Source organism: Ignatzschineria sp. PL_is040 (assembly GCF_055813795.1).
In genome coordinates this window covers 715,146-733,277 of the sequence record NZ_JBVPGU010000001.1, presented here as the reverse complement: position 1 = coordinate 733,277, position 18,132 = coordinate 715,146, and the positions used below count along the sequence as shown (strand labels likewise).

The following is an 18,132-nucleotide window of genomic DNA, read 5'->3' as shown; positions in this document are numbered from 1 at the left end:
ATGAAGTTATCTGATACCTCCATTAAACGTCCTGTTTTTGCGATTGTTATCAACATCCTCTTAATTCTATTAGGTTTGATCGGCTTAGATCGCATCTCGATTCGAGAGTATCCCGATATTGATGTGCCGGTAATTAGTATTCGAACGAGTTATCAGGGAGCAAGTCCTGAGATTGTTGAAACTCAGGTCACAAAAGTGATTGAGGATGCGGTCACTAGTATTGATGGTATCGACTTTATTCAATCTGATTCCCGCCGAGGATTCTCCTCGATCAATATTACCTTCAATCCCACTAAAAATATTGAGGAAGCGGCCAATGATGTGCGAGATCGTGTTGCTCGTGCAAAGCGAGGGCTACCCGATGAGGTGGATGACCCTATTATTCAAAAGAGTGATTCTGATGCCGATCCGGTAGTGATTTTAGCGCTCTCAAGCGATCAATATAATGCGATTGAATTGACAAAGATGATCGAAACGATTGTCCAACCGCAGATTGAGTTATTGGAAGGGGTTGCCAATGTAACACTTTGGGGTGGGCGAGAACCGGTGATGCGTGTCTGGATCGATCCACAAAAATTAGCGATTCTCGATGTGACTGTTAGTGATGTGGAAGCTGCACTTCGCGCGCAGAATGTGGAGATTCCGGCAGGAACCATTAAGAGTTCGACCCAAGAGTTCTCAATTGTTGCCCGAACTGATCTTAACCAAGTAGAAGAGTTTCGTAATATCATTATAAAAGTTGCCGATAATGCCGCAGAGGAGAATCGTCCGATTGTCCGGTTAAGTGATGTGGCATTAGTGGAGTTAGGTGGTGTTGATGAAACTTCTCGTCCGCGCCTTAATGGAAAGCCAGGGGTAGGGGTTGCGGTTATTAAGCAGTCAGTTGCCAATCCTTTAACATTATCAGCCGATATCCGTGCTCTTTTGCCCCAACTTGAAGAATCTCTCCCGGGAGATGTCTCTATCGCTATTACCTCTGACTCATCGGTCTTTATCAATAAGTCATTAAGCTCCGTTTACAATACGATTGTAGAGGCACTTCTATTCGTTGGTGTGATTATCTTCCTCTTTTTGCGAGATTGGCGTGCAACACTGATACCGATGGTAACGGTACCGATCTCTCTGATCGGAACGCTCTTTGCGATGTATCTTCTTAACTATTCGATCAACACCTTAACGCTCCTAGCCTTTGTTCTAGCGATCGGGCTGGTCGTCGATGATGCTATTGTGATGTTAGAAAATATTCATCGCCATATTGCCGAAGGATTATCACCCATCGAGGCTGCTTTTAAAGGATCAAATGAGATCGGTTTTGCCATTATTGCAATGACGATTACACTTGCGGCGGTCTTCTTGCCACTGACCTTTACTCAAGGACGTATCGGGCAACTTTTTGTGGAGTTTGCCGTAACGCTCTCCATTACCGTCTTAATTTCAGGGTTTACGGCGTTAACCCTCTCCCCGATGATGTGTTCCCGTCTTCTCAAACCAGAAAGTAGTAGTCAGAAGAAGGGGGTTATTGGGCGCTTTTTTGCATCCATCTCACAATGGATCGAGTCTCTATTAGAGGGGATGACCCAATTTTATGGGCGTATTCTCCGTCTCTGCCTGCAATTTCGCTATCTTGTTTTAGTGGGAATGGTGGCCTGCTTAGGGGGCGCTTATCTCTTCTATCAAATGTTACCGCAGGAACTTTCGCCGACAGAAGATCGAGGGATGATTCGTGTGGCAGCGATTACGCCGGAAGGCGCAACAGTCGATTTTACCGATCGTTACTTCTCTGAAGTGGAGGAGTATCTTCTCGATAACTTAGATGATGGGACGGTGGTCTATGCGATCTCAGGAATCTCAATGGGGGCTTTAGGCTTTGTCACTCTACCGGATTGGGATGATCGAGAGGAATCACAGATGGAGATCACCTCGCGACTCAATCGAGGTTTTCAAGATATTGCTCTCGGTTTGCGCGTTTTTGCCAGTAATCCCCAATCTTTAGGACAGCGAGGCGATTCTAAAGATGTACAGATTGTCATTCGCTCTAATGAGAGTTTTAAAAAGCTCGATCAGCAGGTCACAGAGATTATGGAGCGCATGCGCGAAAATGATCTCTTGATCTCTCCTGATAATGATCTTCGAATGAATACTCCACAATTAGAGGTAGCAGTTGATCGTGAGAAGTTAGCGCTTCTAGGGATTGATGTCTCTGTTGTTGGAAGAACGTTAGAATCTGCTTTAGGGGGGCGCAATGTAACACGTTTTAAAGAGGGCTCTGAGCAGTACGATGTGATGGTACAGGTTGATCCACAAAAACGGAGTCAGCCTAAAGATTTAGAAGGGATCTATGTCCGTTCAAAATATGGGGAGATGGTGCCATTGTCCAATATAGTGACAGTAACAGAGACTATCGCGCCCCAAAATTTACGTCACTTTAATAAGCTCCGTTCTGTGACGATCTCTGCCAACTTGCAATCAGGAGTATCGCAAGGAGAGGGCATTGCACTCGTAGAAGAGATTATCCGTGAAGTGATCCCTGATGCTATGCTCGATTATCAAGGTTCATCAAGAGAATTTTTAGAGTCAGGTTCTTCGATGATCTTTATCTTCGTTATGGCACTACTCTTTATCTATCTTGTGCTAGCGGCACAATTTGAGTCATGGATCGACCCTTTTATTATTCTTCTCTCTGTTCCTTTAGCGGGATTTGGAGCTTTAGGTGCGCTCTATCTCTCCGGTGGATCGATCAATATCTATAGTCAGATCGGTCTTGTCACACTGGTTGGCTTGATTACAAAGCATGGGATTTTAATTGTTGAGTTTGCCAATCAGATTCGAGCAACCGGTATCTCAAAGAGAGAAGCGATTGTTGAAGCGGCAACGTTACGACTTCGTCCGATCTTAATGACAACTGGCGCGATGGTTTTGGGTTCAGTGCCACTTGCGCTCTCTGTCGGGGCAGGCGCTGAGTCGAGATCAGCGATCGGTTGGGTTATCGTTGGGGGGATGAGTATTGGAACACTCCTAACTTTAATTGTCGTGCCGGTGATCTATCTCTTTATTGGTGGGAGAAAAAGAGAATCTGCGCAGATGCCCCAATTTCAGGTACAATAAATTTATTTGTCATCAGTGAGAAGATGGTTATTTAATGATTGTGCGCTATTTAGGGCTTGCTCCTTATCAAAATGTCTATGAGGAGATGAAGCAATTTACAGAGAATAGAGTGGAGGAGACCCCCGATGAATTATGGGTTGTGGAGCATCCTCCTGTCTATACACAAGGGCAAAATGGAAAGCCGGAACATATTTTAAATCCGGCGATGATTCCTATTGTTCAGGTCGATCGTGGTGGGCAGGTCACCTATCATGGTCCCGGGCAGCTTGTAGTCTATACTTTGATCGACTTTAAGAAGCGAGGTTGTGGTGTTCGCTCATTGATCCGTGCGCTAGAGAATGCCGTGATCGCAACTTTAGCTGATTATGGGATTGAAGGGAGCGGAGATGTCTCAGCGCCAGGCGTCTATGTGGATGGAAAAAAGATTGCCGCATTAGGATTACGTATTCGAAAGGGCTCGGTCTATCATGGATTGAGCCTTAATGTCGCGATGGATTTGACACCATTTTCCGGGATCAATCCGTGTGGATATCAGGGGCTTGAGGTGATTCAGATGATCGATTTTGTTCCTACAATTTCGTTGTCAGAGGTCACAGAGCATCTGGTAGGCCATCTAGAGTACTATCTCGATCCGTTGCAGTTGCAGCAGAGCGCTCATCAGCAGAGATCGTAGAGAGTCATTGAAGGGGAAAACCTTAAAAAACAATTTAGAAATAATTTAGAAATATAGTTAGAAAAATAATATAGAAACGATCTAGAAACAATCTAGCAATGATCTCGAAAAACAATTTAGAAAAACTATAAAAGAGGGAAGCGATCCCTCTCTATGAGCTCTGTGAGTTTCATGATCTCTAGAGCTATTTTTCAGGATAAGGAAGGAGTTTAAAAATTGGTGGTTGAAGAGAGAGACTCGCAAGCTTTTAGCTGGAAGCGAGCATTAAAGGTGACCTCACCTGTTGCGATGGGATATGCGCCGGCAGGGATGGCATTTGGTGTTTTAGCGAGTGTTGCCGGGATTCCTTGGTGGATGTCGATCCTGATCTCTATTGTCGTCTTCTCTGGGGCTGCACAATATGCGGCAATTCCTTTGATCTCCACGGGTGCCGGGCTTCTCAATATGAGCGCCAATACTTTGGTGATCAATTTACGTCATGTTTTCTATGCACTCCCCTTAGTGGATATTCTCCCTAAAAATCCTCTAAAACGCGCATACTGCCTCTTCTGTTTAACAGATGAGTGTTTTTCGGTTATGACGAGTCTCACAAAAGAGGAGCAACGAGAGCTCTTTCCAAAAATTTCTCTTTTAGTTCACGGCTATTGGGTTGCCGCGACCATCGTGGGAATTATTGCAGGTGAAGAGTTAGCGCAATGGGTTCCTAATTTAGAATTTGCATTGCCGGCACTCTTTGTCATTTTATGGTTTGAACAGATGCGAAGTAAACGGATCTGGTGGCCCTCATTGATTGCTGTGGGTCTCTACCTTGTGATGTTGGTGGTTGCTCCTAAATATGTCTTGATCTTAACACTACTCTTTGCGGTTCTCTTCATTCTTCTACGTGCAGCACTTCAATCAAAAAGGGAGGCTCTCTAATGGGAAATATGACGATAAGCGCCCTGATAGTCGCGATTATTGCGATGGGGGTGATCACCTTCATTTTACGCGCATTTCCAACATTTGTTCCTAAGCGTATTCTCGATTCCCATCTATTGCGTTATCTCAATTACGCTCTTCCGTTGAGTGTTATGGCGGTCTTAATTATCCATAGTATGGAGATCGATTTTTTCGCACCTGATCTCTCTGCTATTATCGCCAAAATATTAGCGCTCCTGCTGGTATTGGCAAGTTATGGTCGTTGGCGCAATGTCTTTTTGAGCGTGATTGTGGGTGTGGCGGCGCTCAATGGATTTCTCTATCTCTTTTCGCTGATCTAAGCGTATCGCTATTCTGTCGGGTACTCTGGCAAAATTTGGAATGATTCAATCGCGCGGATCACCTCTAGCACTTCTGGATTTTCCCCTTTTCCCCCTAAATTGATGGCATGGGGATTATTTGCGGTGGGAATAACGCCGGCATAGTGAGCGTCACTTCCTAAAAATAATCCAATCAGTGGGCGATCTTGCGTATTGGCAAGATGTGCAAAACCGGTATCTACCGCGATAATGAGCATTGCCTGTGAGAGGATTAATCCCGCTTCTGCAATAGAGACTTTAGGCATTAAGATGGCCCCCGGAATCTCCTCTGCTAATCGTTCTGCGCGTACTTTTTCACGCTCATTTCCCCAAAAGAGAATAGAGGTAATCCCCTGCTCATCGAGCCAATTCCCAATGGAGATCCAACGTTCTTCTGACCACTCTTTATTTTCGGCGCTCGTGCCATGAATGAGTGCGGCAAAAGGACGATCAGGCGTTAATGGTGATCGCGTCTGCCAATGTTGGATTCCAAAATCAACTGGTGTATCGATTGTGTAATGGAAGATCCCCGCAAAGAGTTGACGATTCCGTTCAATCGCTGTTAATCCCTTCTCAACGGTAATCCCATGTTGATAAAAACGGGCAGCAAAAGGATCGCGGATTGATTCTTTTGCGTAGCTGTAAGTGGGGATACTCCCTTTTTGAGCGGCGATTTTGGTGATAATAGCGCTCTTAATCAGACCTTGGCAATCGACGATTAGATCCCACTGATACTGGCGTAAGGCACTTTTGAATGCGGTGAACTCTTGCCATGTTTCTCGTTTTAAAGGATGCTTTTTCCAACGGCGACTGCCAAAAACAATCACCTCTTTTGTCATAGGATGCATTTTGGCAATATCGACAAAGGACTCCTCTACCACCCAAGTGATCTCATATTGATGGGGGCACGCTCTTGAAAGATCGGTTAATGCCGGAAAAGTATGGATAAGATCTCCCATGGAGGAGGTTTTCACTAAGAGTAGCTTCTTCATACGATTGCTTTTTAATTCCTTTGTGCAATTGAGCGATAACGGGATCGATAATTGACCTAAAGAGAGAATTCTCCCAAGCGCGATCCCTAATTCAACAGTGGGAGTGATTTTACCATGAAGTGGCGCATTATTTGGGAGATTATATCAAGTTATCGTCAAAAGAGATGATGGCTAAAATTAAAAGAGATCGCCTCTTTTCAAAGAGAATAACACCTGCTACATTGAAGGATAAGAAGAATAATGCTCAGGCTCAGTGAAGCTGTCTAATGATGCTACGAAAAGGATCTATGAAAAAGGGCTATGAAAAATGAGCATCTATGAAAATAATTATAGAGCTATCATCGTATAAATTATAGGCATCAAGTTATATGCCTTAAGTTATGTGCATCAAGTTAAAGCAGATCGAAGGATCGACAACATCAATTAGGAGAGGAAATGATCAGGGTTGGAATTATCGGGGTGACGGGTTATGCCGGCCAGCAGCTATTGTGGTTATTAGAGCAGCATCCCGAGGTAGAGATAAGGCTTCTCTCTTCAAAATCTTACGCTGATATGAATATTGCTGAAGTCTATCCTAACTATGAAGGGCGCTTAGATCATACGCTTCTGAAAGATCGTGATTTTATGGCGCGACTAGATGAGATCGATCTTCTCTTTATGGCTTTGCCTCATGGTTTATCGCAAGGATTAACAAAAGAGGCCTATGCCGCTGGTGTTAAGGTGATCGATCTTGGTGCAGATTTCCGCTTTGAAGATATCAAGCAGTATGAGTCTTGGTATAAGGTGACGCATCAGGCAACAGATATTAGCCATCTTGCCGTTTATGGAATGCCGGAGTTACACCGAAAGAGAATTGTTGATGCGCCGATTGTCGCTTCTCCTGGCTGTTTTCCAACATCAGCGATTTTAGGTGCTGCCCCCCTTATTGCCAATCAGTGGGTGAAGCCTGATCTTATTATCGATTCTAAAACAGGAACAACAGGTGCCGGCAGAGATGCTAAAACAACCTCTCTCTTTTGTGAAGTGAATGAGAACTTCAAGCCTTATGGGCTTCTTAATCATCGCCATACACCAGAGATGGAGAAAGAGTTAGCAAAGTTGCAGGATGATCCTCAGGGCGTTGCTGTTCTCTTTACTCCCCATCTTTTACCACTTAATCGAGGGATTCTTTCAACGATCTATCTCGATTTTGCTGATGATAAAAGCTTTAGCGAGGCGGATGCTTACAAACTCTATGAAGCGTTCTATCGCGATGAACCTTTTATGCGTGTGCGTAAAGGGTTGCCAGAATTGAGCCATGTACGCGGTACCAACTTTTGTGATATTGCTCTGCGAGTCGATGAAAAGCGACGAAAAGTGATCGTGATCTCGGCTATTGATAACCTTATCAAAGGCGCTGCAGGGCAGGCGGTTCAGAGTATGAATATTATGTTTAAACGTCCAGAAGATGAGGGATTAAAGATACTCTCTATGTATATTTAACGCCACTTTAGAGAGTGAAAGTCAGAGGATGTCAGTGAAAGCATCATTCAATATTTGAAGCTATATTTGAAGCTATATTTAAAACACTCTATTTAAAATACTGTATTTAAAACGATATTTGTTATAGTTGTTGCTATTTTATATCGACCTTAAGATCGATAGTCAGATCAATCTAATCTATTGAGCTGTTTGTAACTTAATGTTTTAGGATAGGGTTCTAATATTTATGGAATGAGTATGGAATAAATATTGAATAAATATTGAGTGAACATTGGATGCTTATAGATTGAATAATTATCTTTTAGACCTTGTTTTAGATTAGGTCGAAGTTTTAGGGAAGTAAGATTCTCAATATTAGGAGTGAAGAATCATGATTACAATTTTGAAAGACGGGACGATTACCTCAACCCCGGGATTTCAAGCCGCCGGTATTACGGCAGGAATTAAGGAGAGTGGGAAGAAAGATCTCGCTTTTATCTGGAGTGAAACGCCGGCAGTTGCAGCCGCAACATTGACCCAAAATAAGTTTCGTGCAGCACCGGTCGATCTTTGTGCCGGCTTTTTAGCAAATGAGACGCATCGCGGTCTGATTATCAATAGTGGAAATGCCAATGCTTGTACCGGTGAAGAGGGTGTGGAAAATGCATTGGAGATGTGTGAAATAGTTGCTAAAGAGATGGATGTCGATACCGAGTCGATCTTTGTCGCTTCTACCGGTGTGATCGGTCAACAGTTGCCGATGGAGATTATTCGTAAAGGATTAGTCGAAGTTCCTAAGGCACTTAGTCGTGAAGGAGGGAATGAAGCCGCAGAAGCGATCATGACGACTGATCTTGTCTCTAAAGAGGTGGCAGTCTACTTTGAGTTAGAAGGTGAGATCGTCACTATCTCGGGGATGGCGAAAGGTTCGGGTATGATTCATCCCAATATGGCGACGATGATTGCCGTCTTAACAACAGATGCTAATATCTCAAAAGAGATGTTACAAAAGGCTTTCTCCGCGAGTGTGAATACCTCTTACAATATGGTCTCTGTTGATGGCGATACTAGTACGAATGACTCTGCATTTATCTTTGCCAATGGCCTTGCTAATCACACCAAAATTGAAGCGAGCGGAGATGCCTACCTCAAATTTAAGCGGGGATTAGATACCGTTAATCAGTTATTAGCGAAGAAGATTGCACGAGATGGGGAAGGGGCGACTAAACTTCTAGAAGTTCGTGTTGAGCATGCTCGCTCTTTAGCAGATGCGCAGAGCGTTGCCAAATCAGTTGTGACCTCAAGTCTTGTGAAGACAGCGATCTTTGGTGAAGATGGCAACTGGGGAAGAATTATCTGTGCGGTAGGAAATGCAACGGCAGAATATGATATCTCAAAGGTGCAGGTCTTTATCGAAGCTGCTGGCAAATCGGTGCAGATTGTTGCAGATGGGTTTGGTGCAAAATTTGATGAGTCTGAACTTGATGCCCTCTTAAAAGAGGAGACGATCACCATCTTTGTTGATCTGATGAATGGGGGGAGTACGGCAACTGCTTGGGGATGCGATCTCTCCTACGATTACATCAAGATCAATGCCGATTATCGCACTTAACTCTGTTGTAGGATGAATGGAGTACGAGCCTGTTTATAGATTGATCACTTTCTTATTTGTAAACATGCTCGTAGTCATTGGGATCTAGGTTTATAAGAAAGCAAGAAGAAAACAAGAAGAAAGTAATAAGGATAGAGGATGATTACCAATCACGATAAGGCCCATATCTTGGTGGAGGCATTACCATTTATTCGTAAATATGCGGATAAAACGGTAGTGATCAAGTATGGGGGTGCCGCCATGGTGGATGAAAAGGTGCGCGATGAGTTTATGAAGGATATCGTTCTGATGAAGTATGTCGGATTACGTCCCATCATTATTCATGGTGGTGGTCCTGAAATTAATGCCATGCTAAAACGGGTCAACAAAGAGAGCCATTTTGTAGAGGGCAATCGCGTTAGCGATGCTGAAACGGTTGAGATAGCGGAGATGGTGCTATCGGCGAAGATCAATAAGGGCATTGTGGCAGATCTTAATCGCTTAGGTGCAAAAGCTGTAGGCTTAAGTGGTAAAGATGGCGGGATGTTAACGGCGCGTAAGAAATATATTGAGAAAGAGGGTGAAAAGATCGATATCGGCTATGTTGGTGAGATCGAATCTGTTGATCGTGCCTTGATCGATATTTTGGTAGAGCAAGATTATATTCCTGTGATCTCATCGATCGGGATTGGCCCTGCCGGCGAGACCTTCAATATCAATGCCGATTATGTGGCCGGAGAAGTTGCCGCCGCTGTCGAAGCGTATCGCTTAATCTTCTTAACCGATGTCAATGGTGTCTATCGTGACTTTGAAGATAAGAGTTCTCTCATTGCCGATATGTCGGTCACAACAGCAAAATCTTATATTGATCAGGGGATTATCAGCGGTGGGATGATTCCGAAGGTCAATACCTGTCTTGAGGCGATTGAGCGTGGTGTTCATCATGTCATTATCTTAAATGGGCAGATTCGTCATTCGATCTTATTAGAACTCTTCACAGAAGAGGGTTGCGGAACGATGATCTATAAAGATTAACGCTCCTTAGGTCATATGCGAGTCATAAGCAGAGTCATAAATAGAGTTTAAAATCAATAATCGTCAATAATCGTCAATAATAGTGAACAATAGAATATGTCGATAGGATCTCTCTCAATCTATGAGCGATAGTAAGAGATGATGAGAGGTCGATCAACTGTAAAATATAATAGCGTAAAACCAAAAGGATAAGAGATGCTACTTAATGTATATAATCGGTTTCCGGTCAATTTTGTAAAGGGTGAAGGGTTAACATTGATTGATGATAAGGGGGATCGATATCTCGATTTTGTCTCCGGTATTGCGGTCAATGCGTTAGGTCATGCGCACCCTAAAATGGTTGAAACAATTCAAAAGCAGGCGGAGACGCTACTTCATGTCTCTAACCTCTACTACAATGAGGCGCAAAATCGCGCAGCAGAAAAGTTACTTGCCGCAACCGGTTATGATCGTGTCTTCTTCTGCAATAGTGGTGCAGAAGCAAATGAGCTAGCACTTAAAATTGCACGAAAATATGGAAAGCAGCTCTCTCCTTCTAAAAATGTGATTCTCTATATGAAAAACTCCTTTCATGGGCGTACGACAGGGACTTTAGCCGTTACGGGTCAGGAGAAGTATCAAGCAGATTATCGCCCTTTGATTCCTAATACGGTAGAGATTGAGTTTAATGATATAGACATGTTAAAAGCACATTTTAATAGTGATGTCTGTGCCATTATTTTGGAGCCGATCCAAGGGGAAGGGGGATTAACCTCAGCAACGGAATCTTTTATTGCAGAGATTGCGCGTTTAGCAGAAGAGCATCAAGCATTAGTGATCTTCGATGAGATTCAATGTGGAATGTCGCGTACCGGGACAGTTCTCTATTCTGATCAGCTTCCTTTAAAAGCAGATGTTGTGACATTAGCAAAAGCATTAGGGGGTGGAGTGCCGATCGGAGCTTGTATCACAAAAGGGAAAGCAAATGAGATCTTAGTACCGGGCGATCACGGCTCAACTTATGGTGGCAATCCTTTTGTCTGTAGTGTTGCCGCAACGGTATTAGATGAGATCACTTCAGAAGAGATGCTCTCTCATGTGAAAACGATGGGAGAATATGCCCATAGTGCTTTAGAATCATTACAGAAGAAGCATCCAGAGATTGTTGAGATTCGTGGAAAAGGATTACTTTTAGGGTTTAAGCTCGATGATTCTCTATCAGCAGGGGATCTAGTCAAAGAGGCTTTAGCACGTAAGCTACTTTTAGTCTCCGCAGGGGGGAATGTTGTTCGTTATTTCCCAGCGCTTATTGTGACAGAGAAGGAGATCGATGCAACGATCCCTATTTTAGACGCAGCCTTGAGCGCACTTAAAGAGGCGTAATGCTCCAGAGATTATTGAAAGCATAAAGTATTTTAAAATCGCACATTAGGTGCGATTTTTTATTATCGGTACTAAAGGTAAATGTCGTTACTTTAGTGATTGAAGATATTGAAATAAAAGAGGTTGAACGCTGCCGGATCTCACCATCGCGTTCTTTCAAAAATCACGCGCCGGCAAGCGGCAATCTCTCGATTACCGATACTCATCCCAATCATGGTTTTCAGTAGATCTGATTTCTCTTGGCATCATTGATGCCATTCTGCGGGCATGCGGGGGTAAAAAGAGCGAAATAGTCGGTTCCCGCGGCTCCAGAAATCATCTTAGAGGGTATGCATGAAAACAGAAGCTGTTGAATTGCCGGAGATCACTACTGCATACTTCCATCAATTGCATGCCGGCAATAAGCGATCTACAAGCAAATAATAAAATAAGAATAAAATAGAAATAAAAAAGAGCCTTATAAGAGGGATCAGTTAGAGCGTTGCAAAGTAGTATAGGGATTGGCAATGCATAGCTTAAGGGAACGTAGATCTAACTCTCAAAGGCTTTTAAAGAGGTGTGATACTTTACTTTATATAAAAGATAGTCGCTCTGATGGGGGATTAGAGCGACTATTCCTTTTTACAGCTGTTATTTCTTACAAGTATTGATACCTAGAACAGGGTAGAGTGGGCAGTAGCGGATAATTCCTGTTAAAAGTGGAACTAAACCGATTAAGCCCCAAAGTGATTTAGGACCAATAAAGACTAAACTTAAGATGATGATGCCAACGATGATACGAATAGTTGCATCGAGTGTTCCAATATTCTTTTTCATATGAAGCTCCTCTATTTATCAGATTTTTCTGATGAGTTATTTGGATTCTTATTTGGGTTTATAGGCTAATGGGTAAATAATATATGAATTTATATATTATATGGTATTCCTCTGAAGTACAACTTTTAATACCACTTCTCTTCTAACTTATCTTTAGCGTATCTCGACGATGAGTAGCATTTGCAGCAACATTGAGTGCTAAAATCTAAGAAGTGGAGGGAGAAAGTGTTGTGTTATTCTTTGCGAAAGGTCAAAATGTAGTCAATATCTTTAGGTAAAGAGAGCGCTAACCACTGTATAATGCACTCTTTTCACAGTCGGGCTGGCAATTGAATGAGAAGCTTTAATGACAATGTCATCATAGCGCTCTAAAATTGTAGTGTAGTCAGTAGTGTAGTCACTTTTGAATAGGACAATATGAGGTAATGAATATGGTCAAGAAAATCATTTTAGATTGTGATCCTGGGCATGATGATGCCATTGCACTTCTTTTAGCGCATGGGAATCCCAATATCGAACTCTTAGCGGTCACGACCGTTGTGGGAAATCAGACATTAGAGAAGGTGACCCGTAATGCTTTAGGATTGGCAAAGGTTGCTAATATTGTCGGCGTTCCATTTGCCGCAGGTTGTTCAAGACCATTAGTGCGTGAAATTGAGATTGCTCCTGATGTTCATGGGGAATCGGGTTTAGATGGCCCAACATTGCCAGAACCTGATCTTGAACTCGATTCGCGTCATGCGGTCGACCTCATTATTGAGACTATTCTCAGCCATCCACCAAAGACAGTAACATTAGTTCCAACTGGTGGCTTGACCAATATTGCGATGGCAGTCCGTAAAGAGCCCAAGATCGCCTCGCTTGTGAAAGAGGTTGTTTTAATGGGCGGTGGCTATCATGTTGGAAACTGGAGCGCCGTTGCTGAATTTAATATCAAGATTGACCCAGAAGCTGCCCATATTGTCTTTAATGAAAAATGGCCTTTAACGATGGTAGGCCTCGATTTAACGCATCAAGCTTTAGCAACTCCCGATGTGATTGAGAAAATTGCACAGATTGGCACAAAGCCGGCAAAATTTGTGGTGGAACTATTGGAACACTTTGGTGTGCTTTATGAAAAAGCGCAAGGATTTATCTATCCACCGGTTCATGATCCCTGTGCGGTTGCTTATGTGATCGATCCAGCGGTGATGACGACACAGAAGGTGCCGGTCGATATTGAGTTAACGGGAACATTAACTCTGGGGATGACGGTTGCTGATTTCCGTATGCCACCGAGTGAAGATTGCCATACGCAGGTTGCAGTGAAATTAAATCACGCTTACTTTTGGGATCTCATAGTCGAAGCATTAGAGCATATCGGCGAGGTGGATTATGACGCAGAATGATATTACAAAATCTGCCGAGGTGACGGAACCACGGAGTGTGGTTCCTCTTATGGTTGCGCTCTTGATGGCCTGTATGGCTTTTCAGCTCAATGCAACCATGCTCAACCCGGTATTAGTGACGATTGCCGGCGCGCTTGATACATCAGAGGCAACGATAGGCCTTTCACAAACAGCCTTCTTTATGTCAGCGGCGCTCTTTTCTATCTTTATTCCACGCTTAAGTGATATTGTCGGTCGCCGTAAGATCCTCTTTATTTTGATCTTTGTGACAACGATCGGTGGGGTCCTTTCAGCCATTACGCCTAATATCGAGCTCTACTTCGTATCACGCATTATTCAAGGCTTTTCAGGACCTGTTGTTCCGCTCTGTCTGTTGATGCTCCATGCTGAAGTGAATGATCCAAAACGTTACGGGATGTTGATGGGGATTATTACCGCTGTCAATGGTGGAATCGCCGGGATTGATGCTTTCTTAGGTGGATTTATTGCCACTCACTTTGGTTTCCGCCCGGTATTCTGGTTTATTGCTGCTGTTGGTCTTATCACGCTCCCCTTTATTCTCAAAGGTGTGAGAGAGACAAAACCTTCCGCAGGGCAGAAGATGGATTGGTTTGGCGTTCTCTTTTTGGTCATTACCTTGGCTGGATTCTTAGTTGCCTTTAATGAAGCAGGGAAGATCACACATGCCAACTGGTGGATTGTCGCAATTTCTATTGTTATTGCGATTCTCTCTTTTCTCTTCTTTATTCAGATTGAGAAGCGTATTAGTGAGCCACTTGTTACGGTGGAGCATCTTAAAGAGCGCTCAACTTGGGCACTGCTTTTAACCACGGTTCTGACGATGACCGGTATCTTTGCCGTTGTCAATGGCTTAGTGGTCTCTTTTGCGCAAAATGGAGAGATCGGTTTTGACTTTACTGCGAATAAGACAGCGATCTATCTTCTTGCACCTTACGCCTTAATCGGTTGGTTAGTTGGACCTTTCATGGGGAAATTAGCGCCTATTTGGGGTTATAATCGCATTCTTCGTTTCGGTTTGATCGGGAGCATCATAGGAATTTTGATCTTGATGCTCTTTGGCTTAGGCTCTCTGACCATTCTGATTTTAGGAACGCTACTGATCGGGGTGATGTATGCCGGAACAGCGAACATTATGCTCAATGGTTTAGGCGTTGTTCTTTCACCAGAAGATAATCCGGGCTTTTTGCCGGGGATGAATGCTGCGGCATTCCATATTGGTGCAGGCTTAAGTTTTGCGCTCTTACCGGCAATGTTGGTATTGAGTAGTGATCTTCTACAGGGATATGGTAATGGGATGTTATTAGGTCTTATCATTACGGTTGTGGCCCTTTTAGTCTCCTTCTTAATTCCTAAACCCCTTAGTGCAGAGGTTGCCGGCGCAGAGTAAGGTTTAAGAGAAGATTAGAATCAGGATCACAAAATAAGTTAATGCATTTTTGATCATGGCATAATAGAGCAGTATCGGTATCGTGAGATGTTGATACTGCTTTTTTTGATTGTTAGGTCAGAGATCGGGCTTTGACTTGTGGAGTTAAAAGTGCGGTTAAGGGGGAAGTAAATGGAGAGAAAAGATGGTTAGTTTGGGCACTACGCAAAGATGGATCGAGCAGATGTCATCCCCTCTTTATGAGGGGACACTGGCGACGATTGAGATCGTATTAGGATCTACCTTTATTGCTGCGATTGCCGGCGCGTTCTTATCGCTCCTTCTCTTTGGTGTCTCGCGACATCGAAAGCTTGCAGCGTTCTTTCTACCGCTTCGTCTGATTGTTTCACTCGTTGGGAGTTATCCTCTTATTCTCTTTGCACTTCTCCTACTTCCTTGGTCATCATCGCTCTATGGAAGCACAAAAGGGGCAAGTAATGGGCAGTTAATTTTAACGATTTGGGGAGTCTTTTTCTTTGCCTATCAGATTCTTAGTCGAATCTCTGCTATTGAAGAGGAGGAGGCGTTACCGATAGCTGTTTTAAAGAGTATTGAAGCGCTACTGATTGCACTTCTTGCCGGTAGTGCAACGTTAGGATTATTAAAGATGGGGGGATTGGTCGCTTTTGTTCTCGATCTATCGATGCCTATTGTGCCGGAAGCGGTGATAGTTGTTGCGGTGATCTATCTGTTCTTCTTAATCATGATTAAAGTATTCTTTGGATCAATGTTCGTTATTTTACGGCAGCAGTTAATCAAGAAGAGAGAAGAGAATTCTTTTAAATCTAAAGAGTTCTCAGCGCCGGATAAAGAGGAGATTGACCATCTAGAGATTGATCATCTATTTAAGGAGCAGGATTCATCGAAGGATCAACGCCGAGAGAATCTCCCGAATGATCTTGATTATTTGATTCGTAATCGCCGTTCTTAAATTCATCGATTAACACTCATCTGATTGATATAAAAGGGCTGAACGCTGCCGGATCTCACCATCGCGTTCTTGCAGAAATCTTGTGCCGGCAAGAGGTAATCTCTCGATTACTGATCATCATCTCGATCATGGTTTTTGGTAGATCTGATTTCTCTCGGCATCATTGATGCCGACCAAGCGGGCATGCAGGCGTGATAAGAGCGAAATGGTTGGCTCCCACGGCTCCACGAACTTTCTTAAGAATGATTCATTAAGACAACAAAAGCTGAACGCTGCCGGAGATCACCATTGCGTTCTTGCAGAAATCTTGTGCCGGCAAGAGGTAATCTCTCGATTACCGATCATCATCTCGATCATGGTTTTTGGTAGATCTGATTTCTCTCGGCATCATTGATGCCGACCTGCGGGCATGCAGGAGTGATAAGAGCGAAATAGTTGGTTCCCGCAGTTCCACGAATTCTCTTAAGAATCATAAAAATGATTAGTTGAAACAATAGAGGCTGTTGCGTTGCCGGGTCTTACTATCTCATTCTTCCCCAAATTGCGTGCCGGCAAAGGGCATCAGAGATGCCGACCTGCGGGCATGCAGTGGTTAAAAGAATGAAATAGTTAGTTCCCGCGGCTCCACGAACTTTCTTAAGAATGATTTATTAAGACAACAAAAGCTGAACGCTGCCGGATTTCACCATCGCGTTCTTTCAAAGCTCACGCGCCGGCAGTTGGTGATCTCTTATCACCAACAAATATCATCATTTTAACGCTATTTTTCCTGACATTAGAGATGCCGACCAAGCGGGGCATGCAGGAGTGATAAGAGCGAAATAGTTGGTTCCCGCGATTCCAGAAATCGTCTTAGGGTCTGTTAAAACCTTTTATAAGTGATTAGAGATTTGCAAAAAAGACTAAAAAGATCGGCGCTAAGATATTGGTGATAAAGCCGAAACTAATCGCGATAGGGACAACTTGTGCGCCTCCCGTTCTTTGAATGACCGGTAAAACAAAATCGAGAGAGGTTGCGCCGCCCGATCCAACAGCGGTTAATGGATAGCGTGCCATCAGTAGCGGAATCACCATAAAAGCGAAAAATTCGCGGAAAAGATCATTAAAGAAGGCGATTGATCCTAAGATCGGACCATGGGCATCTTGGAGAATAATGGTGGAGAGTGAATACCAACCAAATCCAGAGCTAATGGCCAATCCTTGTGTGATCGGCATCTGTAAAATGAGTGCAGCAATTATCCCTCCGGCAAAGGAGGAGAGAATAAAGAAGAAGCTCAGAATAAGTCCATAACGGTTTAAAAGCACGGCTTTAAGATGAACCCCACTTGCTCGAAGCTGTAGACCCACACAGGCAAGCAGTATCATGAGGGCAATCTCTGCTAAATGCTCGGGAAGATAGATATATTGGTTGGCGATTAAACCTACAATAAGACCTAAAATAATGGCACCAATAAGCTTAGATGAGCCTAGAAGCGCCTTCCAGGTCGACTCTTTTTTGACAGAACTCGGTTTCAGTGGAAAGGGAAGCTGCTTATCGAGAAAGATTAGGGTGATCATATTTAACCCTAAGATTAAGACAATAAAGAGTAGTGTCTTACCAAAGATCGATTGCAATTGTTGCCACAGATCGGGGATCGCTGCTAGATTTAACCCCATGATAAAGAGAATAATGTAGATCAGCGCGATCAGAAGATGATCGACAAGCTTAATCAATGCGCGCTTCTTAAGGGGAATGGCAAAGCCAATGAGCAGCGGAAGGAGAACCCAAGTCAGTGTTTGGAGCATAATTTTAGAGACGCTATCGGTAAGAGCTAAGGGAAATAGGATAGAACCTAACCAATTTACGGCAATCTTGTCAGACAATTGCGAGCTAACTGTTGCGCATTATAGCTTAACAGATAATAGCGGGAGAAGAGAGTGATTTTCATCTTTCCTTTTATGATGATCACAGAGATTATAAGAGAAGTTTATAAGAATAAATCATAAGAGAGAAACCGTTATTAGAAACAATGTGAGAAGTGCTGCGAGAAGCGATATGCAAAGAGTTTTTATCG

14 protein-coding genes are annotated in these 18,132 nt (G+C 43.4%); 11 read left to right on the top strand and 3 right to left on the bottom strand.

Annotation, left to right across the window (positions count from 1 at the left end):
* The 4 genes from AC0SAP_RS03080 to AC0SAP_RS03065 all read left to right on the top strand — a co-directional run bounded on the left by AC0SAP_RS03080 (nucleotide 1) and on the right by AC0SAP_RS03065 (nucleotide 5,037).
* The gene (locus tag AC0SAP_RS03080; RefSeq protein WP_286480499.1) at nucleotides 1-3,105 is read left to right on the top strand and encodes an efflux RND transporter permease subunit; all 3,105 of its coding nucleotides are present in this window, start codon (nucleotides 1-3) and stop codon (nucleotides 3,103-3,105) included.
* 34 nt (nucleotides 3,106-3,139) lie between these two features.
* The gene (lipB, locus tag AC0SAP_RS03075) at nucleotides 3,140-3,778 is read left to right on the top strand and encodes a lipoyl(octanoyl) transferase LipB (protein WP_094566989.1); all 639 of its coding nucleotides are present in this window, start codon (nucleotides 3,140-3,142) and stop codon (nucleotides 3,776-3,778) included.
* 219 nt (nucleotides 3,779-3,997) lie between these two features.
* Nucleotides 3,998-4,696: an AzlC family ABC transporter permease gene (locus AC0SAP_RS03070; RefSeq protein WP_286480496.1), complete on the top strand. Its 699-nt coding sequence runs from the start codon at nucleotides 3,998-4,000 to the stop codon at nucleotides 4,694-4,696.
* Entirely contained in the window at nucleotides 4,696-5,037 is a 342-nt protein-coding gene (locus tag AC0SAP_RS03065) for an AzlD domain-containing protein (protein ID WP_286480494.1), read from the top strand. The genes AC0SAP_RS03070 and AC0SAP_RS03065 overlap by 1 nt, the downstream gene beginning before the upstream one ends.
* 8 nt (nucleotides 5,038-5,045) lie before the next feature.
* Here the strand turns inward: AC0SAP_RS03065 and waaC are convergent, their stop codons facing one another.
* Nucleotides 5,046-6,047: a lipopolysaccharide heptosyltransferase I gene (gene waaC, locus AC0SAP_RS03060; RefSeq protein WP_473382883.1), complete on the bottom strand. Its 1,002-nt coding sequence runs from the start codon at nucleotides 6,045-6,047 to the stop codon at nucleotides 5,046-5,048.
* 435 nt (nucleotides 6,048-6,482) lie between these two features.
* Here waaC and argC point away from each other — a divergent pair, with 435 nt between their 5' ends.
* The 4 genes from argC (at nucleotide 6,483) to AC0SAP_RS03040 (ending at nucleotide 11,496) form a co-directional block, all read left to right on the top strand.
* Complete coding sequence (gene argC, locus AC0SAP_RS03055; protein WP_473382882.1) at nucleotides 6,483-7,529, top strand: N-acetyl-gamma-glutamyl-phosphate reductase; 1,047 nt, start codon at nucleotides 6,483-6,485, stop codon at nucleotides 7,527-7,529.
* Nucleotides 7,530-7,899: 370 nt separating this feature from the next.
* A complete protein-coding gene (gene argJ / locus AC0SAP_RS03050) occupies nucleotides 7,900-9,120 on the top strand; it encodes a bifunctional glutamate N-acetyltransferase/amino-acid acetyltransferase ArgJ (RefSeq protein WP_473382881.1) in 1,221 nt (406 codons plus the stop codon).
* A 138-nt stretch (nucleotides 9,121-9,258) separates the two neighbouring features.
* Complete coding sequence (gene argB, locus AC0SAP_RS03045; RefSeq protein WP_473382879.1) at nucleotides 9,259-10,134, top strand: acetylglutamate kinase; 876 nt, start codon at nucleotides 9,259-9,261, stop codon at nucleotides 10,132-10,134.
* Nucleotides 10,135-10,329: 195 nt separating this feature from the next.
* On the top strand, nucleotides 10,330-11,496 hold the full coding sequence (locus AC0SAP_RS03040; protein WP_473382878.1) for an aspartate aminotransferase family protein: 1,167 nt from the start codon (nucleotides 10,330-10,332) through the stop codon (nucleotides 11,494-11,496).
* A 630-nt stretch (nucleotides 11,497-12,126) separates the two neighbouring features.
* Here AC0SAP_RS03040 and AC0SAP_RS03035 read toward each other — a convergent pair.
* Complete coding sequence (locus tag AC0SAP_RS03035; RefSeq protein WP_094566995.1) at nucleotides 12,127-12,312, bottom strand: YgaP family membrane protein; 186 nt, start codon at nucleotides 12,310-12,312, stop codon at nucleotides 12,127-12,129.
* 431 nt (nucleotides 12,313-12,743) lie between these two features.
* Between AC0SAP_RS03035 and uriH the strand changes: the two genes are divergently transcribed.
* From uriH to AC0SAP_RS03020, 3 genes are all read left to right on the top strand, one after another.
* Entirely contained in the window at nucleotides 12,744-13,700 is a 957-nt protein-coding gene (uriH, locus tag AC0SAP_RS03030; protein ID WP_473382876.1) for a uridine-preferring nucleoside hydrolase UriH, read from the top strand.
* Nucleotides 13,687-15,108 (top strand): uridine transporter UriT, encoded by a 1,422-nt coding sequence (gene uriT, locus AC0SAP_RS03025; protein WP_473382874.1) that lies wholly within the window; start codon nucleotides 13,687-13,689, stop codon nucleotides 15,106-15,108. Before uriH ends, uriT begins: the two co-directional genes overlap by 14 nt.
* A 184-nt stretch (nucleotides 15,109-15,292) precedes the next feature.
* Complete coding sequence (locus AC0SAP_RS03020; protein WP_473382873.1) at nucleotides 15,293-16,078, top strand: large conductance mechanosensitive channel protein MscL; 786 nt, start codon at nucleotides 15,293-15,295, stop codon at nucleotides 16,076-16,078.
* An 882-nt stretch (nucleotides 16,079-16,960) separates the two neighbouring features.
* Here AC0SAP_RS03020 and AC0SAP_RS03015 read toward each other — a convergent pair.
* Entirely contained in the window at nucleotides 16,961-17,863 is a 903-nt protein-coding gene (locus AC0SAP_RS03015) for a LysO family transporter (RefSeq protein WP_473382871.1), read from the bottom strand.
* Nucleotides 17,864-18,132: the final 269 nt, after the last annotated feature.